This is a genomic window from Pelagibacterium sp. (assembly GCF_035555455.1).
Classification (GTDB): domain Bacteria; phylum Pseudomonadota; class Alphaproteobacteria; order Rhizobiales; family Devosiaceae; genus Pelagibacterium.
This window is the reverse complement of the sequence record NZ_DATMGM010000062.1, coordinates 60,006-79,534: the sequence shown is the minus strand read 5'-3', so window position 1 is coordinate 79,534 and position 19,529 is coordinate 60,006. Positions and strand designations below refer to the sequence as shown.

The following is a 19,529-nucleotide window of genomic DNA, read 5'->3' as shown; positions in this document are numbered from 1 at the left end:
TGCATGGACTTGTGCACAGTCAAGCGTGAGATTGACCGCAAGTTCAAAAAGATCGGATTAGCCCCATGTCCAAGCCCCTATCCAAGCTCCTGCCCGTCACCTGTATCGCCGAAAATGAACTGGCCGCAGCGCCCCTGTCCGACGCCCATCGTGCGTGGGCAAGCGCCAATGGATTTTCCGGCCAGTCGGGCAAGCTGCTGGCCCTGCCAGATGGCGAGGGCGGGCTCGCGGGCTATGCGTTCGGGCTGGGCGCGGCGCAAAACCGCTCGGCGCTGGTCACCGGGCTGGCGGCAGCGGCGTTGCCGGCGGGACGCTATCGGCTGGAGGGGGAGATCGGTGACCCGACGCTGGCGGCACTGGGGTTCCGGCTGGGAGCCTATCGCTTTGATCGCTACACCAAGGCCAAGGAGCGGCCCGAGCTTGAATTGCCCGAGGGCGCGGATGGCGCTGAGGTGGAGCGGCTGACCGCTGCGGCCTCGCTCGCCCGCGACCTGATCAACACCCCCGCCAATGATCTAGGCCCCGATGCGCTGGAAGCGGCGATCGTGAAGTTTGCCAGCGAGCGCGGGTTTACCAGCCGGGTCATCAAGGGCGACGCCTTGCTCGATGAGAACCTGCCGATGATCCACGCGGTGGGACGGGCCAGCGCCCAGGCCCCGCGCCTTCTCGATCTGAGCTGGGGCGATCCGGCCCACCCCAAGGTGACGCTGGTGGGCAAGGGCGTGACGTTTGATACCGGCGGGCTCAACATCAAACCCGGCAATTCCATGGCGCTGATGAAAAAGGACATGGGCGGCGCGGCCAACATTCTGGGGCTGGCCCATGCCATTGCCGATGCGGGCTTGAAGGTGCGGCTGCGGGTGCTGATCCCGGTGGTCGAAAATGCCATTTCCGGGAGTTCCTTCCGTCCGGGCGACGTGCTGGCGTCGCGCAAGGGGCTGACGGTGGAGATCGGCAATACCGATGCCGAGGGGCGGTTGATCCTGGCCGATGCACTGGCACTGGCCGACGAGGACAAACCCGATCTGGTGATCGATATGGCGACCCTGACCGGCGCGGCGCGCGTGGCACTGGGCGCGGAGTTGCCCCCGCTCTATGCACGTGAGGCCGGATTTGCCCAATCGGTGGTGGAGGCGGGCATGGCGGTGGACGATCCGTTGTGGATTTTGCCGCTGTGGCCCGGTTACGACACGATGCTGTCGTCCAAGATCGCCGACGTCAATCACATCTCTACCGGTGGCATGGCCGGGTCGATCACGGCGGCCTTGTTCCTCAATCGGTTCCTTGATCCTGAGACCGAATGGCTGCATCTCGACATCTTCGCCTGGGCCCCCGAGGCGCGGCCCGGCCGTCCGTTCGGTGGCACAGATCAGGGATTGCGGGCGGTGTACGGGGCGTTAAAGACGCGGTTTGGGTAACGGCGTCGGTGGATTCGGTGGGTTCAGCTTAGCCGAAGCCGATAGCCACCTCTGCCGTGTACTGGATCCCGGGTCTTCGCCCGGGATGACAGCGCTGAGAGAGACATGCGATCCTCAGCGCCGCCGCCTCCCCACCCGGTCATCCCGGACTTGAGCCGGGACCCAGTAACCGGCAGCGCCACTGTAATCCTCAACGACACCCCACCACCTTCTCCCTCAAGGGGAGAAGGGAAGACAGGACACGCGGGGGAGAGGTGCTCTCAAAGCCTTGGTGGATGCCGGTCAGTAGCCGCGGCTGCGGTCGACGAGGTTGGGGAGGGGGGCGCCGGCGGCGTGGTCGCGGATGATTTTGGCGAAGTAGGCGACGCCGCTGCGCTCGTTGGAAATGGCGGCAACATGGGGGGTGATGAAGCAGGTTTCGAGCTCCCAAAGGGGGCTGGTGCGCGGCAGGGGCTCGACCTCAAACACGTCGAGGCTGGCCGCGCCCAAAGTGCCGTCGCGCAGGGCGGCGACGATGTCGGCTTCCTTCTGGTGCCCGCCGCGGGCGGCGTTGACCAGCGCCGGGCCACCGATCAGACGGTCGCGGCGGAGCTTTTTGAAGGTGTCCATGTTGAGGATGCCGGCGGTCTCGTCGGTCAGCGGCAGCAGGCACACGAGAATATCGGTGGCGGCAAGAAACGCATCGAAACGCTCGTCGCCGGCATAGACGTCGATGCCGTCGAGGTTCTTGGGCGAGCGGCTCCAGCCATTGACGGAAAAGCCGATGGCCTTGAGCTTTTTGGCGGCATCGGCCCCCAAAACCCCAAGCCCCATGACGCCGACGGCGATCTCGTGGCTGGCGGGCGGATAGAGCTGGCTCCAGATTTTGGCTTTCTGGTGGGCCGCATAACGGTTGAACAGCCGCTGGTGCATGGTCACCTGGGAAATGACGTAATCGCTCATGCAATGGGTCATTTCCTCATCGATGAAGCGCACGATGGGCACGTCGGGCAGGGCCGGATGGCTGACCAGCGCATCGACGCCCGCGCCAAGCGAGAGGATGGCCTTGAGATTGACCAGCCCCGCAAAGGCGTCGGCGGCAGGCCTCCAGGCAAAGACGTATTCGATCTCGGAAGGGTCATACGCCTCGGTGTGCATGAACACCCTGGTGCCGGGCAGAGCCTCGCGGAACCCTTTTGCCCAGCCTGTCTCGTCGATGCCGGTCAGATGCAGCAGCAATGCCATAGAAAGCCTCCGATTAGAGAGAGAAAAACAAAAAGGCCGCACCAGAGGGCGCGGCCTTAAAGCGATAGGTCGGGACGAAAACCCGTCCTTAGTGGACCGCGCCCAGATCCATTGGATCGGCGGAGAGCGTGTTGAGGAACACGATCAGCGCTGCGCGGTCTTCAACTTTGGCCAGACCCGGGAAGCTCATCTTGGTGCCCGGCGCGAAATCGGCGGGCTTTTCGATGAAGGCCGAGAGATTGGCCGGGGTCCAGGTTTCGCCAGCTTCACCCATGGCGACGAGCGCAGGTGAATAGGCGTAGCCATCATGGCCCGCGATCGGATGACCGACGATGCCATAGAGGCCCGGACCAACGCGGTTGGCATTGGCTTCCGAATAGTCGTGGCAGGCCTGGCAGCGCGCCATCACCGACTGACCCTGCTCGGGCGTGGCGGTGGCGAGGGCGGCGACCAGCTCGGCATCGGCTGCGTCTTCGGCAGGGGCGGCAGCTTCCTCGGCGGGAGCGGCTTCTTCTGCCGGAGCGGCTTCTTCCGCGGCCGGGGCGGCGTCCTCGGTGGCAGCGCCACCCAGATCAAGCGGAGTGTCCGACAGCGTGTTGAGGAACACGATCAGCGCGGCACGGTCTTCGATCTTGGCAAGGCCAGGGAAGCTCATCTTGGTGCCCGGCGCGAAATCGGACGGCTTTTCAAGGAACGCCGACATGTGCTCGGGGGTCCAGGTTTCGCCTTCGGCGCCAAGGGAGGCCAGCGCGTCGGAATAGGCAAAGCCTTCATGACCGCCGATCGGGTGGCCCATGATGCCATAGAGACCCGGGCCGACGCGGTTGGCATTGGCTTCCGAATAGTCGTGGCAGGCCTGGCAGCGCGCGATCAGCGCCTGACCCTGCTCCGGCGTGGCGGCGGCAATGGCAGCGGCCAGTTCGGCATCGCCGGCATCGGCTTCCGGCTCAGCGGCAGCGTCGCCAGCGGGGGCGGCCTCTTCGGCGGGTGCTTCCGGCAGCGGATAGGGCTCGTCGGAATTTTCACGCAGGAAAGCGATCAGATTGGCGCGGTCGTCGGGGTTCGACAGGCCAGCGAAGCTCATCTTGGTGCCCGGGGCCCAGGTGCGCGGGTTTTCGAGGAACCCGTCGAGGTGCTCGTAATCCCAGACTTCGCCGTCTGCGCCCATCTGAGCGAGGACGTCGGAATAGGCAAAGCCCTCATGACCGCCGATCGGGTGGCCGACGATGCCGTAAAGGCCCGGGCCGACGCGGTTGGCGTTGTCGGGCGAATAGTCGTGGCACGACTGGCAGCGCGGCATCAGGGCAGCGCCTGCCTCAGCCGATGCGGTCTGCATGCGCGCCGCAATCGAGGGCACGCCCGGTGTTTCGGCAACGGCGGTTTCGCCTTCCGCCGCAGGTTCTGGCAGCTCGTACGAGGCGCCGCGTCCTTCGATGGGCGCGTAAATCTCATCAGCGATGAAACCCACACCCATGACAAAGACCAGCGTGCCCAGAATGGCGCCGAAAATCTTGTTGAGTTCGAAAGAATTCATAATCTCGGTCTCTCCGTACCGTTATCCCCGCCCGAGCGCCGGCTCCGGAACGCAAAATACAGGTTTTCGACCAGCATATCCATGGGCAGGGGAGCGTCATGCGATCCCAACGCCAAAGCCACGGATCTGCCCGTCAATGCCCGCGCGCGGACCATAATATGGAAGCGCCAGGCTGCGCAACCGGCATAGGCAAGCTGGGCGCTTCCCGCAAGTCTTATTCTTGCCCAGACCGCGCCATTTTGCCGCCGCTGGCATTGGTCGCAGTGCACAAACAGGCGGGATCAGCGCGCGATCGGGCGGGCAGTGGCGTATGATTGACACTCGCCGGACACGGGGGTTAGGTGCGCACCGAATTTGCCGCGCCTGTGGAAATGAACGGGGATGCCCCCCGTCAAGGTGGCGCCAGGGAGCTATTCGTCATGTCACGCAAGATCGCCTTTCAGGGAGAATTGGGAGCCTTCAGCCACGCCACGGCGGTGGCGGTGTTTCCCGATGACGAGCCGCTGCCCTGCGTGACGTTCGAGCAGACGATCGGCGCGGTGCAGTCGGGCGCTGCCGATTATGCCGTGGTGCCGGTGGAAAATTCGCTCTATGGGCGGATCACCGATATTCACCATATCCTGCCCGAATCCGGGCTCTATATCATTGGCGAGCACTATTTGCCGGTGCGCATGCACCTGCTGGGCCTGCCGGGGACGACGCTGTCCGAGGTCGAGGCGGTGCAGTCGCTCTCGGTGGCGCTGGGCCAGTGCCGCAAGTTCATCGCCAAGCACAAATTGCGCACCATCAACGCCATCGATACCGCCGGATCGGCCCGCGAAGTGGCCGAGAAGGGCGACCGCACCATCGCTGCCATCGCCTCGCGCTTTGCCGGGGAGATTTATGGCCTCGACGTGATTGCGGAAAATATCGAGGACGCCACCCACAATACGACGCGCTTTCTGATCATGTCGCGCGACCCGGCGACCACAAAGCCCAACGGCACCAAGATCAAGACCACCTTCGTGTTCCGCGTGCGCAACGTGCCCGCCGCGCTCTATAAGGCGATGGGGGGATTTGCCACCAACGGCGTCAACATGACCAAGCTCGAAAGCTACATGGTGGGCGGCTCGTTCACGGCGACCCAGTTCTATGCCGATATCGAGGGGCACCCGGACGATCACAACGTCAAGCTGGCGCTTGAAGAACTGGGCTTTTTCTCCGATCACTTCAAACTGCTCGGCATTTATCCGGTGGCCAGTTCAGCCCCCTGAAAGAGTGCGTGAAGGCACTTGCAAACCCGGCCCCGATGCAGCACATAGGGGTCGGGAGGTTGGTGGCGGACGAACCGCTCGCCAACCGGGTCAGGTCCGGAAGGAAGCAGCCCTAACGAGTCCGGCACGGGTCGTCGTCAGCCTCCTGCTTAACAAAGCGTCCCCTTGCGTGTGGCGCGGCACTTTTCCCCAAACTGCGGCCCGCGATGGTGACCCCCCAGACTCCAGCAACGCCCTATCAGGTTCTGGCCCGCAAATACCGGCCATCGAGCTTTGAGAGCCTTGTGGGGCAGGATGCCATGGTGCAGACGCTGGGCAATGCCTTTGCGACCGGGCGCATCCACCACGCATTCATTCTCACCGGGGTGCGCGGGGTGGGCAAGACCACGACCGCCCGCATTCTGGCCCGTGCCTTCAACTATGCCGACGAGACCGGCGCACACCCGACACTGGACCTCTCCAAAGAGGGTCTCCACTGCGCCGAGATCATCGCGGGCACCCATGTCGATGTGATGGAAATGGACGCCGCGTCCAACACCGGCATCGATTCCATCCGTGAAATCAACGCGATGACCCGCACGCCGCCGATGAGCGCACCGTACAAGGTGTTCATCATCGACGAAGTGCACATGCTCTCGACTTCGGCCTTCAACGGGTTGCTGAAAACCCTTGAAGAGCCGCCCCCTTATGTGAAATTCATCTTCGCAACCACCGAAATCCGCAAGGTGCCGGTGACCATCCTGTCGCGGTGCCAGCGGTTCGACCTGCGCCGCATCGCGCCCGATGTGATGGGTGAATACCTCTCCGGACTGCTGGAACGCGAGGCGATTGCCGCTGAACCCGAAGCACTGGCGATGGTCGTGCGCGCCGGTGAAGGCTCGGCCCGCGATTGCCTCTCGCTCACCGATCAGGCGATTGCCCATGGCGGCGGCGCGATCACCGTACAATCGGTGCGCGACATGCTCGGGCTGGCCGACCGCGCGCGGATCATCGATCTGTTTGAAAAGCTGATGGGCGGGGATATTGCCGGAGCACTCGACGACGCGCGCGCGCTCTATGATGCCGGTGCCGATCCCACCACCATCATCGCCGATCTGGCCGAACTGACCCATCTGGTCACCCGCATCAAGATCGTGCCCTCGGCGGCGGACGATCCGGTGCTGACCCCCGACGAGCGGGTGCGCGGCGCGGACATGGCGCAAAAGCTCGGCTTGCGGGTGCTCACCCGCACCTGGCAGATTCTCTCGCGCGGGCTGACCGAAATCGCCCAATCGACCAATGGATTGCAGGCCGCCGAAATGGTGCTGATCCGGCTGGCCTACGCCGCCGACCTGCCCAGCCCGGACGAGTTGATCGAACGGCTGACGGCCCAGCCCGGCGATTCGGGACCGACCCCGGGGGCACCGTCGCCAAGTGGTGGGGGTGGCGGTGGCGGCGCGCAGGCGTATGGCGCGACATCGCTGGCGCGCCCGCTGCCCGTTGGCTCACCGGAACCGGCTCCCGCCTCTGCCCCACGCGCCGAAGCGCTGCCCCTGCCGCAAAATTACCAGGAACTGGTGGCGCTGACCGGGGAAAAACGCGATATCGGTCTCAAGCTGGCGCTCGAAGCCCATATCAAGCCGGTGTCGTTTGAAATCGGGCGTATCGAGGTGGCGCTGACCCCGATGGCCGACCCGACGGTTGTGCAAAAGCTGTCGGCACGGCTGCGCGAATGGACCGGTCGGCCCTGGCTGGTGACCATTTCCACCAAGGAAATTTCGACGCCGACCCTGCGCGAAGCGCGGCAGGCCGCCGAAGACCACGCCCGCAACGAGGCGCTGGACGATCCGCTGGTGAAAGCGGTGATGGAAACCTTTCCGGGCGCGCGGTTGGTCAACATCAAGACCCGCGCCGATTTCGAGCCTGAACCCGAGCATTTCGAGCCCCCCATCGATCCGGAGGACGACCTATGAAAGACATTATGGGCATGATGAAAAAAGCCCAGGAATTGCAACAGCGCGCGCAGGAAATGCAGGATGAGGCGGCGTCTCACCTCGTTGAGGGCAGCGCGGGTGCGGGGATGGTGACCGTCACCATGACCGCCAAGGGCGATCTGCAGGGTCTCAAGATCGAGCCAAGCCTGTTCAAGCCCGACGATGCGGAAATCGTCGAGGACCTGATCGTCGCCGCCCATGCGGATGCGCGGCGCAAGGGCGACGAGTTCATGCAGAAAAAGATGAGCGAAATGACCGCCGGACTGCCGATCCCGCCGGGAATGAAGTTTCCGTTCTAGCCTTTCGATGACCTCTGGCGGGGCGCGAGACCTCGCGCGGGTCCTTGCCTGCAGCGGGTCCGTTCGGCCTGGCATCGAGATAGAGAAAAAATGTCCAATCCTTCGGGTGGTCCCGAAATCGAACAGCTGATCCAGCTTCTGGCGCGTTTGCCCGGCCTCGGGCCGCGTTCGGGACGGAGGGCCGTGCTGCACCTGATCAAGCGCAAGGAACAGCTGATGATCCCGCTGGCCGCCGCGCTGGAGCGGGCGGTCGAGGCGGTGCGGGTGTGCGAGACCTGCGGCAATATCGATACGATATCGCCCTGCACCATCTGTTCCGATCCGCGCCGCGCCGAATCGGGATTGCTGATCGTGGTCGAGGATGTGGCCGATCTGTGGGCGCTCGAACGTGCCGGAATTGGCCCGGTGCGCTATCACGTGTTGGGTGGGGTGCTCTCGCCGCTCGACGGGGTCGGCCCGGAAGATCTTTCCATCGACGCGCTGGTGCGCCGCGCGCCTGACTATGCGGAAATTGTGATCGGCGTGAACGCCACGGTCGAGGGGCAGACCACCGCGCACTACATCACCGACCGCCTCGCCTCGTCCGGCATCCCCATCACCCGTCTCGCCCACGGCGTGCCGGTGGGCGGAGAGCTCGATTACCTCGACGAGGGCACGCTGAGCCAGGCGTTGAAGGCCCGGACGAAGTTTTAGGCTTTCTTCTGTCGCATTGAAGTTTTGCGCATGCTGCGTTGCTCTTTCCCTTGGCCGGGAGCGGGCTCGTGAGGGGGCAACGGCTGATGAACACGGCAGCGCCGGGAATCGCATGTCTCTCTCAGCGCTGTCATCCCGGGCGAAGACCCGGGATCCAGTACACGGCAGAGTTGATTATCGGCTTCGGCCTCGCCGTTCGTTCGCGGACGGGAAGCTGGGTGCAAGCTCAGCGCACCCCTCATCCCCGGCCCTTCTCCCTCAGGGGGAGAAGGGGGTTCCTTTTGGTGTGGGGGGCGCTTGAGGAACACAGTGGCGTTGCCGGTTACTGGATCCCGGATCAAGTCCGGGATGACCGGGTGGGCGGCCTTGGGGAATGGGGGGCTGGAAAGGCGAGGGCGGGCGGGATGCCTGACGTCCCGCCGCCTTTCAGACTCAGTGGGCGTCGTCCCAGTTGCGGGCGGCGCGGGCGTCGACTTTTAGGGGGACCGAGAGGCGGAGGGCCGGTTCGGGGGCGCCTTCCATGATGGCGCTGATCGCCGGGATGGCGGCGTCGGCGCCGGACTCGGGTACTTCGAAAATCAGTTCGTCATGAACCTGCAACAGCATGTCGGCCTCGATCCGTTGGGCAGCAAGGCCGGATTCCATGCGGATCATGGCGCGCCGGATGATGTCGGCGGCCGAGCCCTGAATCGGGGCGTTGATCGAGGCGCGCTCGATGAAGGCCCGCTCGGAGGGGTTTTTGGTGTTGGCGTTTTCGAACGGAATGCGGCGGCCGAAAATGGTCGAGACGTACCCTTGCGCCTTCACCTGCCGCTTCTGGAATTCCATGTAATCCTGGATGCCGGGGAAGCGCTGGAAATAGGTCTTGATGTAATCGCCCGCCTCGGTGCGTGAAATGCCAAGCTGGTTGGCAAGGCCAAAGGCGGAAATGCCGTAGATGATGCCGAAATTGATCGCCTTGGCGCGGCGGCGAACCAGCGGGTCCATGCCCTCGATGGGAACGCCGAACATTTCCGACGCCGTCATGGCGTGAATGTCGAGCCCTTCCTCGAACGCATCCTTGAGCGATTCGATATCGGCGATGTGGGCGAGGACACGCAACTCGATCTGGCTGTAGTCGGCGGAGATCAGCAGCTTGCCGGGCTCGGGGACAAATGCCATGCGAATCTTGCGGCCATCCTCGGTGCGCACGGGAATGTTTTGCAGGTTGGGATCGTTGGACGACAGCCGCCCGGTGGCAACCGATGCCTGATTGTATGAGGTGTGGACGCGGTTGGTGCGCGGGTTGATGAAGCCGGGCAGGGCGTCAGTATAGGTGGAGCGCAGCTTGGAGACACCGCGCCAGTCGAGCAGCGTCTGCGCCAGGGGAACACCCTGGGCGGCCAGATCGTCGAGCACGGACGCGCCGGTCGCCCAGGCCCCGGTCTTGGTTTTGGTGCCACCCTCAAGACCCATCCGGCCAAACAGGATATCGCCCAACTGTTTGGGCGAGCCCAGATTGAAGCGCTCGCCGGCCAGCTCATGGGCCTGTTCTTCCAGCGCTGCGGCGCGCTGGGCGAAATCGCCCGAGAGGCGCGACAGCATCTGGCGATCGACGGAAATGCCCCGCGCTTCCATGCGCGCCAGAACCGGGGTGAGCGGGCGGTCCAGCGTTTCGTACACCGTGGTGACGCTTTTGGCGGCAAGGCGCGGCTTGAGCACATGCCACAGGCGCAAGGTGATATCGGCGTCTTCCGCGCCATAGGCCCCGGCCACATCGATGCTGAGCTTGTCGAAGGTGAGCTGGTTCTTGCCGGTGCCGGCGATGTCGGTGAATTTGGTGGCGGTGTGGCCGAGCCAGCGGTCGGCCAGCGCTTCGAGGCCGTTGTTGCGCGCGCCATCGAGTGCGTAGCTCATGAGCAGCGTGTCATCGATGGGGGCCATCGTGATGCCGTAGCGCGCACAGATGCCCAGATCATATTTGATGTTCTGGCCGATCTTGAGAATGGCGGGGTCTTCGAAAACCGGCTTGAGCATGTCGAGCGCGGTGCGCATGTCCATCTGGCCCTCGGCCAGCCCGCCGCCGAATATGTCGTCATTGCCGCTCACATGGGCCAGCGGAATGTAGCAGGCCTTGCCGGGACGGACAGCCAGGCAGATGCCGACCAGATCGGCCTGCTGATTGTCGAGACCGGTGGTTTCGGTATCGATGGCGACATGGCCGGTGGCGATGATGTCGGCGATCCAGCCCGACAGCGCCTCGGCGTCGCGCACGATCTCGTAATCCTCGTGGCGGCAGGGAATGGCGCGGACGGTTTCCAGAACCGCCTCGGCGTGGGCGTCGGGGCCGTGATCGGTGACATGGGTGGTGGCGGTCTGGGCCGACGTGGTGCCGTTCGCCCCGGAGATCGCACCTTTGGAGGCGTGCTCGGGATCGGGGTCGAAGGCGTCGGGATCGGCTTCGAGCAGGGTGGAGACGCGCCGGGTAAAGGCGGTGAACTCCATCGCCTTGAGGAACGGCAGCAGCACCTTGGCGTCGAGCGGCTGGACGATCAGGTCTTCGAGGGGCACCTCGACCGGGGTGTCGCAATCGAGCTCGACCAGCTGGCGCGAGATGCGGGCGAGGTCGGCGTGTTCGATGACCGATTCGCGACGCTTGTTCTGCTTGATCTCGGAGGCGCGGGCCAGCAGCGTTTCCAGATCGCCATACTCATTGATGAGCAGCGCGGCGGTCTTGACGCCGATGCCGGGAATGCCGGGGACGTTATCGACCGGATCGCCGCACAGGGCCTGCACATCCACCACCTTGTCGGGGGTGACGCCGAAGCGCTCGAACACCTCGTCCGGACCGATCCAGCGCAGCGGCGGCTGGCCGGGGCGCGGAATGGTGTCGAGCATCGAAACCTGATCATCGACCAGTTGCATGAGGTCCTTGTCGGACGAGACGATGGTGACCTTGCCGCCCTGATCGCGCATCTGGCAGGCATAGGCGGCGATGATGTCATCGGCCTCGTAGTTTTCGATCTCGATGGAGGGGAGCGAGAAGGCGCGGGTGGCGGCGCGGGTGAGCGGGAACTGGGGGACGAGATCTTCGGGCGCTTCGGGGCGATGGGCCTTGTACTGGTCGTAGAGGTCATTGCGGAAGCTCTTGCCCGAATGATCGAAAATCACCGCGAAATGGGTGGGGGCGTTGTCGCCCTTGAGGTCCTCGAACAGCTTGAACAGCATGTTGCAAAAGCCGGCAACGGCACCCACCGGCAAGCCGTCGGATTTGCGCGTCAGGGGCGGCAGCGCGTGATAGGCGCGGAAGATGAAGGACGAGCCGTCGACGAGTACCAGATGCATGGGCTTGATCCTTGGACTTGATCTGCTTGGGCTTGATCTTTTTGGGGCGCGCCGCGTGTCAGCGCGCAAAAGGCACGGTTGCGCCGATTCCGGTCAGGCGCAATCTGGCGCGATTGCTGCCGGGGAGCAAGGGCGGGGAACAGCGACTATGGGCGACCCGGCGGAGATTTGACCCCCATCAGCAGCGCCCAGTAGGTGCCATAGGTATTGTAGGTGGTCGAAGGGCCACGTTCGATGGCGATGCCGAACTGCACATAGTCGGGATTGACCATGGTGCGGTGGTGCGAGGGCGACTTGAGCCAGCCTGCGATCACCGTGTCGAGATTGGGCGGGCCGCCCGCGAGGTTTTCGCCCGCGCCGCCACCAAAGCCCATGCGCCGCAGCCGTGTGTGCAGCGTCTGCTCGGGGGCGGCGGTGTGGGCGACCTTGGTGGTCTCGGCCATCAGCCGCGCCTGCTCCTCTGCAACCTTTTGCAAGGTGGCGTTATGCGATAGAAGCGGCAGTTTGCGCTCGGCGCGCATGGCGTTGAGCTTTTGCGTGGCCTCGGCGATCGAGAGTGATGAGACCGGGGCCGACCGCTCGGTGGGCATGATCACCGCACCGCCAGCGCAACCCGAGAGCATCGCGGCGGAGGCGCCAAGGGCGGAAAGGGTGAGGAATCGACGGCGGGAGAGATGAAGCATTGGCGCATCTTTAGCGCAAAGCTTAAGGATGGGAAGCGTCTTTTGCGCACAGGCCCGGCACAAATACCTTGCCTTGGGCGTCCGTGCTCCCTATAAACCGCCCATCAACCGGGCCGCCCGGCCGAAAGGCATGCCGAGGCGGTTCTTGAAAGCGGGAAACCCCGGAAACGGGGTCCATCGCAAGACGACTAAAGGAAACCGCAAAATGCCCAAAATGAAGACCAAGTCCGGCGCCAAAAAGCGCTTCAAGGTCACTGCCACCGGAAAGGTGCTGGCCGGTCCTGCCGGTAAGCGCCACCGCCTCATCAGCCACAACGCCAAGTACATCCGCTCGAATCGCGGCACTTCGGTCCTTTCGGACCAGGATGCCCGTATCGTGAAGAAGTACATGCCGTACGATCGCTGAGAGGAAGCTAGACCATGTCACGCGTTAAAAGGGGCGTAACCGCCCACGCTCGTCACAAGAAGGTTCTCAAGGCTGCGAAGGGCTATTATGGCCGCCGCGCTACGACTTTCCGCGCTGCCGTTCAGGCGGTCGAGAAGGCCGGTCAGTACGCGTATCGCGACCGCAAGAACAAGAAGCGCAATTTCCGCGCTCTGTGGATCCAGCGTATCAACGCCGCCGTCCGCTCGCACGGGCTGACCTATGGCCGATTTATCGACGGCCTCAGCAAGGCTGAGGTCGCGGTGGACCGCAAGGTTCTGGCCGATCTGGCTGTGCACGAGCCCGCTGCTTTCGAAGCGCTCGTCGTCAAGGCCAAGGACGCCCTCGCCTATCTGGGCGACATCGAAGCGACCACCGCAGAGCGTATCTCCGCCTGATCCTGGCGTAGTGCGTTTCTTCAGCCCTTTCGCTGAGGCCAGTTGCAAGCCTTGCGCCGCCCCAAAGGGTGGCGCAGGGCTTTTTCGTTTGCTACCGCTTCGAGCGCCAAACCTTTGAAGTCAGAGAAAATCATGTCCACCGACCTCGCCGCCCTTTCCAGTTCGATCCAAGCCGCCATCGCCGGGGCGCAAGACGAAGCCGCCCTCGACGCGGTGCGCGTTGCGGCGCTGGGCAAGAAGGGATCGATCTCGGCCCTTCTGGCCACGCTGGGCAAGATGACCCCCGAAGAGCGCAAGGAGCAGGGCCCGGCGATCAACGGCCTCAAGAATGAAGTGGCCGCCCTGATCGAGACCCGGCGCGAAACCCTTGCCGCCGAAGCGCTGGATCGCCGCCTGGCCAGTGAAACCCTCGATGTGACGCTGCCGCTGCGTCCCGCGCCGACTGCCATGGGCCGGGTGCATCCGATCTCGCAGGTGATCGACGAAATCACCGCGATCTTTTCCGATATGGGCTTTGCCATCGCCGAAGGGCCCGATATCGAGACCGATTATTACAATTTCACCGCGCTCAATTTCCCCGAAGGCCATCCGGCGCGGGAAATGCACGACACGTTCTTTTTCGAGCCCGACGCCGACGGCAACCGCAAGCTGCTGCGCACCCATACCTCGCCCGTGCAGGTGCGGGTGATGAAGCAGACCGGCGAAAAGGTGCCGGCCAAATGGATGAGCCCGGCGCAGGAGCCCCCGATCCGCGTGGTGATCCCCGGGCGCACCTATCGCAACGACTCCGACCAGACCCACACCCCGATGTTCCATCAGGTCGAGGGGCTGGTGATCGACAAGAGTTCCCATATCGGGCAGTTGCGCTGGGTGCTTGAGGAATTCTTGAAGGCGTTTTTTGAGGTCGAGACAGTGACCACGCGGTTCCGTCCGAGCTTTTTCCCCTTCACCGAGCCGTCCATGGAAGTGGACGTGCAGTGCGACCGCTCGGGCAATGAGGTCAGGATCGGCGAGGGCAATGACTGGCTGGAAATCCTCGGTTGCGGCATGGTGCACCCCAACGTGATCGCCCATGCCGGGCTTGATCCCGATGTCTATCAGGGCTTTGCCTGGGGCATGGGGATCGACCGGCTGGCCATGCTCAAATACGGCATGCCCGACCTGCGGGCCTTCTTTGACGCGGACCAGCGCTGGCTCGACCACTACGGCTTCCGCCCGCTGGACCTGCCGACCTTGTTTGGGGGGCTGTCGAGCTGAGCCATGCCGACGCTGCTGAGATGGAAAGGATACCGCTTCTTTTTCTACTCGGCGGACGGCTGGGAGCCGCCTCACGTGCACATCGTCAAGGATGGCAAGGAAACCAAGATCTGGCTGCACGATCTGAGCGTTGCCATCAATCTGGGATATAATGCCCGCGAACTTGCTGAACTTGTCCGTGTGACCCGTGAGCATAAACCCGCCTTTGTGGAGGCTTGGAATGACTACTTTGGTGCTTGAGATAAATGAAGCCCGCCCCGTTGCCGCCAGATGTGACGATGCGCAACTGCATGTCACTTTGGCCGATGGGCGGGAGATTTCAACGCCGTTGTGGTGGTATCCGCGATTGCTCGCCGCATCATCGGTGCAGCGCAACGCAATCGAGCTGATGCCGATGGGTCTGCACTGGCCCGAACTTGATGAAGATATTTCAATCGCCTCGATGATCCGGGGTGAAAAAGCGCCCGGCGCGATCCCGGCCTGACGCCTACGAGAAAGACCTGAAATGAAATTCACGCTGTCCTGGCTCAAGGAGCATCTGGAAACCACGGCCTCGGCTGACGAGATCATCGAGAAGCTGACGATGATCGGGCTTGAGGTCGAGGACGTCACCGATACCGGCGCGGCGCTCAAGGGGTTTGTCACCGCCCATGTGGTGTCGGCCACCCAGCACCCCAATGCCGACAAGCTGCGGGTGTGCAAGGTCGATGCGGGCACCGGCGAAATCATCGATGTCGTGTGTGGGGCGCCCAATGCGCGCACCGGCATGAAATCGGTATTTGCCGCTCCGGGGACCTATATCCCGGGCAAGGACATGACCATCGGCAAGGGCAATATCCGCGGGCAGGTCTCGAACGGCATGCTGTGCTCGGGGGCCGAACTGGGGCTGTCGGACGATCACGACGGCATCATCGAGTTGCCCGAAGACGCGCCGATCGGGGTGTCCTATCCCGATTATGCCGGGCTCGACGAAGTGGTGATCGAGATCGGGCTGACGCCCAACCGCGGCGATTGCGCCGGGGTTTTTGGCATTGCCCGCGATCTGGCTGCTGCGGGGCTGGGGACGCTGAAAACTCCCGCCATCGAAAAGGTGGAAGCAACCGCCGGACCCTCGCCGATTGCGGTGACGGTCGATGGCACTGTGTGCAAGATGTTTGCCGGGCGGCTGGTCAAGGGCGTGAGGAACGGTCCCTCGCCGCAATGGCTGGCGGACCGGTTGCGCGCCGTGGGCCTGCGCCCGATAAACGCGCTTGTCGATATCACCAATTACGTCTCGCTCGATCGCGCGCGTCCGCTGCACGTCTATGACGCTGACAAGCTTTCCGGCACGGTTGCAGCACGGATGGGCCGGGCGGGCGAAAGCTTCCTCGCGCTCGATGGCAAGACTTATGGCGTCGATGAAACCATGTGCGTGATCGCCGATGACGCGCAGGTGCTCGGGCTTGCCGGGATCATCGGTGGCGAGAACACCGGCAGTTCGGACGAGACGGTCAACGTGTTCATCGAATGCGCCTGGTTCGAGCCGACCGCAATTGCGTCGACCGGCCGCAAGATGGGGATCACGTCGGACGCCCGCTACCGGTTCGAGCGCACCGTCGATCCCGAGGGGGTCCTCGATGGTCTCGAACTGGCCACCCGGCTGGTGCTGGACCTGTGCGGCGGCGAGCCGGCAGAGGCCGTCGTGGCCGGGCATGTGGAAGCGCCGGGCACGGTGATCGATTTCCCGCTCTCGGAAATCCGCAGACTGACCGGGCTCGACGTCGCGCCGGACGAGGTGGCGGCAATTCTGGGGCGGTTGGGCTTTGCTGTTGAAGGCAGCGGCGAGCGCCTTTCGGTGACCGTGCCGTCCTGGCGGCCCGATGTGACGCTGAAGGCCGATCTGGTCGAAGAGGTGATGCGCATTGTGGGCGTGGACAAGGTGCCGGTCGAGCCGCTGGAGCGGCTGTCGGGTGTTGCGCCGCGCATGCTGACCCCGATCCAGAACCGCCGCCGCATCGCGCGGCGGGCGCTGGCGGCGCGTGGCATGGATGAGGCGGTCACCTGGTCGTTCATCTCCACCCCGTTGGCGACGCTGTTTGGCGGCGGTGCGCCGGAACTGCGCCTCGCCAATGCCATCGCATCGGATATGACCGACATGCGGCCCTCGCTGCTGCCGGGACTTCTGGCCGGTGCGGCGCGCAACGCCAATCGCGGGCTGGACGATGTGGCGCTGTTCGAGGTGGGACAGATTTTCCTCTCCGACGCGCCCGAGGGCCAGCACACCCACGCCGCCGGGATTCGCACGGCGACCGCCGGGATTGGCGGTGGCGGGCGGCACTGGCAGGGCAAGGCGGCTCCGGTTGGCGTTTATGACGCCAAGGCCGATCTGTCCGCTGCGCTCGACGCGCTGGGGGTTGATGTCGACAAGGTGCAGGTGGTGGCCGAGCCTGCGGCGTGGAGCCATCCGGGACGCGGCGGACGCATCCAGCTGGGGCCCAAGGTGATCCTGGGCTGGTTTGGCGAACTGCACCCAAAACTGCTCGAAGAGTTCGACCTCGATGGCCCGGTGGCGGCGTTCGAGCTCGACCTCGATGCCCTGCCCGAACCGCGCCGCAAGGCGACCCGCGCCAAGCCGGCGCTGGTGCTGTCTTCGCTGCAGGCGGTCAAGCGCGACTTCGCCTTCGTGCTCGACCAGTCGGTCGAGGCGGCGGTGCTGCTGCGGGCGGCACGCGGCGCTGACAAGGCGCTGATCACCGATGTGACGGTGTTCGACGTGTTCTCTGGTGCCCATGTGGGCGAGGGCAAGAAGTCGGTCGCCATCGAGGTGACGCTGCAGCCACGCGACAAGACCCTCACCGACGAGGAGATCGACGCGGTATCGCAAAAAATCGTCGCGGCGGTGGAAAAATCCGCTGGCGGGCATCTGAGGACATGATGAAAGGGCGGCGCGGACGACCTGCGTGCTGCGCCGCCTTTCGCTGGAGACTGCCATGACCGATCCGCGCTTTACCGTTGCCGCACTGTATAAATTCGTCGATCAGCCCGATTACGAAAGCCTGCGCGCGCCGATCGAGGCGTTTTGTCGGGAGCGGGGGATCAAGGGGACGCTGCTGCTGGCGGCGGAGGGGATCAACGGGACGGTGGCCGGGAGCGCCGAGGATATCCGGGCGCTGATTGGCTGGCTGGAAGATGGCAATCTGTTCGGCGGGCGGTTCCGCAATGCCGAGATCAAATATTCCCACGCCGAGACCCAGCCGTTCCACCGCATGAAGGTGCGGCTCAAGGCCGAGATCGTCACTCTGCGCGCGCCGGAGGCAAATCCGGGGGTGGCGGTGGGCACCTATGTGGAGCCGCAGGACTGGAACAGCCTGATCGCGGCGGATGACGTTGTCGTTATCGACACCCGCAATGATTACGAGGTGGCACTGGGCACGTTTGCGGGGGCAGATGATCCCAAAACGCAGACTTTTACCCAGTTCAAGGACTATGTGGCCGAAAACCTCGACCCGGCGCGCAACAAGCGGGTGGCGATGTTTTGCACCGGCGGCATCCGTTGCGAAAAGGCGTCGTCCTATATGCTGGCGCAGGGGTTTGAAGAGGTGTTCCACCTCAAGGGCGGGATTCTCAACTATCTCGAACACGTGCCGCAAGACGAGAGCCTGTGGCAGGGGGAGTGCTTCGTCTTCGACGAGCGGGTCGCGGTCGGGCACGGGCTCAAGATCGGCGAAGCGCAATTGTGCCGGGCCTGCCGCCAGCCGCTGACGGCGGAAGACCGACAGCGCGCGGAGTTCGTGGATGGCATCCAGTGCCACCATTGCGCAGGCGACGAGAACGCGGCGCGGCGGGAGGCGGCGGCGGAGCGCCAGCGCCAGATGGACCTGGCGGCAGCGCGCGGCGAGGTGCATCTGGGCGATGGGGTCAGCTCCATCGCCGAGCAGCGGCGCAAGGCGGCAAAAGCCCGCCGCGACGCCGACCGCAAGCGGGCGGCAGGTTAGAACAAGGGCTTAGAGCGTTTCCAGAACAGGTGGACACCACCTGTTCGGTTCGGAAGCGCGATAAAACAAGGACTTAGGGCACCTGATCTGATTCAATCAGATCAGGAACTGCCCTGGAGCTGCTTGAGGATGGTCTGGCGCATCAGGTCCAGATCGGGCTCGCGCGACAGCCGGTGATCGCCATCGGGGATAAGCGTGAAGGTCACCGGATCGGCCAACAGATGGCTGACCAGTTTCAGGGCATGGGACGGCGGCACATCGGTGTCCTGGCCCCCTTGCAGGATCGCCGCCGGGCAATGGGTGCGGATCGGCGCCCCAAACAGCAGATGGTTTTCTCCATCCTCGATGAGCGCGCGGGTGAGCACATAGGGTTCGGGGGAATAGTCGGAGGGCTGCTCGACGCGGCCCGTTTCGCGCAGCGCTGCCCGTTCGGCCTCGGTGAAGGTGTCGGCCATCAGGTCGCGTGTCATGTCGGTGGCCGGAGCGATCAGCACCAGAGCCCGAACGCGATCGATGCCGCGCTGGCGCAGCGCCTGGTTGAGCAGCAGGGCCAGCCACCCGCCCATCGATGAGCCGATGACGATCTGTTCGCCTTCGGTGGTGTCGAACACCGCCAGCGCCTCTTCGAGCCAGCGCGAAATGGTGCCATCGAGAAAGTCTCCGCCCGATACCCCATGCCCGGAATAGTCGAACCGTGTGACGGCGAGCCCTTTGTCAGCCCCGAACGCATCAAGGGCTTCGGCCTTCGAACCGGCCATGTCCGAGCGGAAGCCGCCGAGCCAGAACAGGCCAGGATTTGCACCGGAACGGCGCAGAATGGCGATCTCGCGGGCAGCGGACCCGGTGCCGACAGTAAGGGTACGGGGTGTTTGACTCATTGCAATTTCCATCCGGCAGACCAATATGGATGGGTGTAACGGCTGCACTGGCGCACTGCAAGGCGGTGACCAGGGCCCCATGGATCGAAAAGGCCCGGTTTCTGCCGGTTTGCCTGTTGACTTTACGCCCGTTTGCCAAGATTTTAGGCGAGCGCAGGATCGCTTTGCCAACGCCGATGCTTGCAGCCTTGTGAAAC

General features: G+C 64.1%; 17 protein-coding genes and 1 other RNA gene. 13 read left to right on the top strand and 5 right to left on the bottom strand.

Annotation, left to right across the window (positions count from 1 at the left end; genetic code table 11):
* Positions 1-65: 65 nt before the first annotated feature.
* Positions 66-1,418 (top strand): leucyl aminopeptidase family protein, encoded by a 1,353-nt coding sequence (locus VNS12_RS11955; RefSeq protein ID WP_325488069.1) that lies wholly within the window; start codon positions 66-68, stop codon positions 1,416-1,418.
* A gap of 282 nt (positions 1,419-1,700) precedes the next feature.
* Here the strand turns inward: VNS12_RS11955 and VNS12_RS11950 are convergent, their stop codons facing one another.
* Both VNS12_RS11950 and VNS12_RS11945 read right to left on the bottom strand, forming a co-directional pair.
* Positions 1,701-2,642, bottom strand: coding sequence for a 2-hydroxyacid dehydrogenase (locus VNS12_RS11950; RefSeq protein ID WP_325488068.1), 942 nt, complete (start codon positions 2,640-2,642; stop codon positions 1,701-1,703).
* A gap of 88 nt (positions 2,643-2,730) precedes the next feature.
* Positions 2,731-4,176, bottom strand: a complete 1,446-nt coding sequence (locus tag VNS12_RS11945) for a c-type cytochrome (protein ID WP_325488067.1) — start codon at positions 4,174-4,176, stop codon at positions 2,731-2,733.
* A gap of 419 nt (positions 4,177-4,595) precedes the next feature.
* Here VNS12_RS11945 and VNS12_RS11940 point away from each other — a divergent pair, with 419 nt between their 5' ends.
* The 5 genes from VNS12_RS11940 (at position 4,596) to recR (ending at position 8,394) form a co-directional block, all read left to right on the top strand.
* Entirely contained in the window at positions 4,596-5,429 is an 834-nt protein-coding gene (locus VNS12_RS11940; RefSeq protein ID WP_325488066.1) for a prephenate dehydratase, read from the top strand.
* A 54-nt stretch (positions 5,430-5,483) separates the two neighbouring features.
* An RNA gene (ffs, locus tag VNS12_RS11935) (signal recognition particle sRNA small type) lies at positions 5,484-5,578 on the top strand.
* Between the two features lie 57 nt (positions 5,579-5,635).
* On the top strand, positions 5,636-7,381 hold the full coding sequence (locus VNS12_RS11930) for a DNA polymerase III subunit gamma/tau (RefSeq protein WP_325488065.1): 1,746 nt from the start codon (positions 5,636-5,638) through the stop codon (positions 7,379-7,381).
* The gene (locus VNS12_RS11925; RefSeq protein WP_325488064.1) at positions 7,378-7,701 is read left to right on the top strand and encodes a YbaB/EbfC family nucleoid-associated protein; all 324 of its coding nucleotides are present in this window, start codon (positions 7,378-7,380) and stop codon (positions 7,699-7,701) included. Before VNS12_RS11930 ends, VNS12_RS11925 begins: the two co-directional genes overlap by 4 nt.
* Before the next feature lie 90 nt (positions 7,702-7,791).
* Positions 7,792-8,394 (top strand): recombination mediator RecR, encoded by a 603-nt coding sequence (recR, locus tag VNS12_RS11920; protein ID WP_325488063.1) that lies wholly within the window; start codon positions 7,792-7,794, stop codon positions 8,392-8,394.
* 432 nt (positions 8,395-8,826) lie between these two features.
* Here recR and polA read toward each other — a convergent pair whose 3' ends face one another.
* A complete protein-coding gene (gene polA, locus VNS12_RS11915) occupies positions 8,827-11,718 on the bottom strand; it encodes a DNA polymerase I (protein WP_325488062.1) in 2,892 nt (963 codons plus the stop codon).
* A 146-nt stretch (positions 11,719-11,864) separates the two neighbouring features.
* Positions 11,865-12,401, bottom strand: coding sequence for a CAP domain-containing protein (locus VNS12_RS11910; protein ID WP_325488061.1), 537 nt, complete (start codon positions 12,399-12,401; stop codon positions 11,865-11,867).
* Between the two features lie 205 nt (positions 12,402-12,606).
* Between VNS12_RS11910 and rpmI the strand changes: the two genes are divergently transcribed.
* The 7 genes from rpmI to trhO all read left to right on the top strand — a co-directional run bounded on the left by rpmI (position 12,607) and on the right by trhO (position 18,454).
* Positions 12,607-12,807 (top strand): 50S ribosomal protein L35, encoded by a 201-nt coding sequence (gene rpmI / locus VNS12_RS11905; protein WP_116652245.1) that lies wholly within the window; start codon positions 12,607-12,609, stop codon positions 12,805-12,807.
* 14 nt (positions 12,808-12,821) lie between these two features.
* The gene (rplT, locus tag VNS12_RS11900) at positions 12,822-13,223 is read left to right on the top strand and encodes a 50S ribosomal protein L20 (protein ID WP_325488060.1); all 402 of its coding nucleotides are present in this window, start codon (positions 12,822-12,824) and stop codon (positions 13,221-13,223) included.
* 132 nt (positions 13,224-13,355) lie between these two features.
* Positions 13,356-14,480: a phenylalanine--tRNA ligase subunit alpha gene (pheS, locus tag VNS12_RS11895; protein ID WP_325488059.1), complete on the top strand. Its 1,125-nt coding sequence runs from the start codon at positions 13,356-13,358 to the stop codon at positions 14,478-14,480.
* Positions 14,481-14,483: 3 nt separating this feature from the next.
* On the top strand, positions 14,484-14,720 hold the full coding sequence (locus VNS12_RS11890; RefSeq protein ID WP_325488058.1) for a DUF4160 domain-containing protein: 237 nt from the start codon (positions 14,484-14,486) through the stop codon (positions 14,718-14,720).
* Complete coding sequence (locus VNS12_RS11885) at positions 14,701-14,964, top strand: DUF2442 domain-containing protein (RefSeq protein WP_325488057.1); 264 nt, start codon at positions 14,701-14,703, stop codon at positions 14,962-14,964. The genes VNS12_RS11890 and VNS12_RS11885 overlap by 20 nt, the downstream gene beginning before the upstream one ends.
* Before the next feature lie 21 nt (positions 14,965-14,985).
* Positions 14,986-17,394, top strand: coding sequence for a phenylalanine--tRNA ligase subunit beta (pheT, locus tag VNS12_RS11880; RefSeq protein ID WP_325488056.1), 2,409 nt, complete (start codon positions 14,986-14,988; stop codon positions 17,392-17,394).
* 55 nt (positions 17,395-17,449) lie between these two features.
* Positions 17,450-18,454 carry an oxygen-dependent tRNA uridine(34) hydroxylase TrhO gene (trhO, locus tag VNS12_RS11875; protein ID WP_325488055.1) on the top strand — a complete coding sequence of 335 codons (1,005 nt, stop codon included), beginning with the start codon at positions 17,450-17,452 and terminating at the stop codon, positions 18,452-18,454.
* A 101-nt stretch (positions 18,455-18,555) separates the two neighbouring features.
* Here the strand turns inward: trhO and VNS12_RS11870 are convergent, their stop codons facing one another.
* Positions 18,556-19,332, bottom strand: coding sequence for an alpha/beta hydrolase (locus tag VNS12_RS11870; protein WP_325488054.1), 777 nt, complete (start codon positions 19,330-19,332; stop codon positions 18,556-18,558).
* Positions 19,333-19,529 lie beyond the last annotated feature (197 nt).

Coding starts and splice junctions, on each gene's coding strand:
- VNS12_RS11955 (WP_325488069.1), top strand. CDS start 66: ATGTCCAAGCCCCTATCCAAGCTCCTGCCCGTCACCTGTATCGCCGAA.
- VNS12_RS11950 (WP_325488068.1), bottom strand. CDS start 2,642: ATGGCATTGCTGCTGCATCTGACCGGCATCGACGAGACAGGCTGGGCA.
- VNS12_RS11945 (WP_325488067.1), bottom strand. CDS start 4,176: ATGAATTCTTTCGAACTCAACAAGATTTTCGGCGCCATTCTGGGCACG.
- VNS12_RS11940 (WP_325488066.1), top strand. CDS start 4,596: ATGTCACGCAAGATCGCCTTTCAGGGAGAATTGGGAGCCTTCAGCCAC.
- VNS12_RS11930 (WP_325488065.1), top strand. CDS start 5,636: ATGGTGACCCCCCAGACTCCAGCAACGCCCTATCAGGTTCTGGCCCGC.
- VNS12_RS11925 (WP_325488064.1), top strand. CDS start 7,378: ATGAAAGACATTATGGGCATGATGAAAAAAGCCCAGGAATTGCAACAG.
- recR (WP_325488063.1), top strand. CDS start 7,792: ATGTCCAATCCTTCGGGTGGTCCCGAAATCGAACAGCTGATCCAGCTT.
- polA (WP_325488062.1), bottom strand. CDS start 11,718: ATGCATCTGGTACTCGTCGACGGCTCGTCCTTCATCTTCCGCGCCTAT.
- VNS12_RS11910 (WP_325488061.1), bottom strand. CDS start 12,401: ATGCTTCATCTCTCCCGCCGTCGATTCCTCACCCTTTCCGCCCTTGGC.
- rpmI (WP_116652245.1), top strand. CDS start 12,607: ATGCCCAAAATGAAGACCAAGTCCGGCGCCAAAAAGCGCTTCAAGGTC.
- rplT (WP_325488060.1), top strand. CDS start 12,822: ATGTCACGCGTTAAAAGGGGCGTAACCGCCCACGCTCGTCACAAGAAG.
- pheS (WP_325488059.1), top strand. CDS start 13,356: ATGTCCACCGACCTCGCCGCCCTTTCCAGTTCGATCCAAGCCGCCATC.
- VNS12_RS11890 (WP_325488058.1), top strand. CDS start 14,484: ATGCCGACGCTGCTGAGATGGAAAGGATACCGCTTCTTTTTCTACTCG.
- VNS12_RS11885 (WP_325488057.1), top strand. CDS start 14,701: ATGACTACTTTGGTGCTTGAGATAAATGAAGCCCGCCCCGTTGCCGCC.
- pheT (WP_325488056.1), top strand. CDS start 14,986: ATGAAATTCACGCTGTCCTGGCTCAAGGAGCATCTGGAAACCACGGCC.
- trhO (WP_325488055.1), top strand. CDS start 17,450: ATGACCGATCCGCGCTTTACCGTTGCCGCACTGTATAAATTCGTCGAT.
- VNS12_RS11870 (WP_325488054.1), bottom strand. CDS start 19,332: ATGAGTCAAACACCCCGTACCCTTACTGTCGGCACCGGGTCCGCTGCC.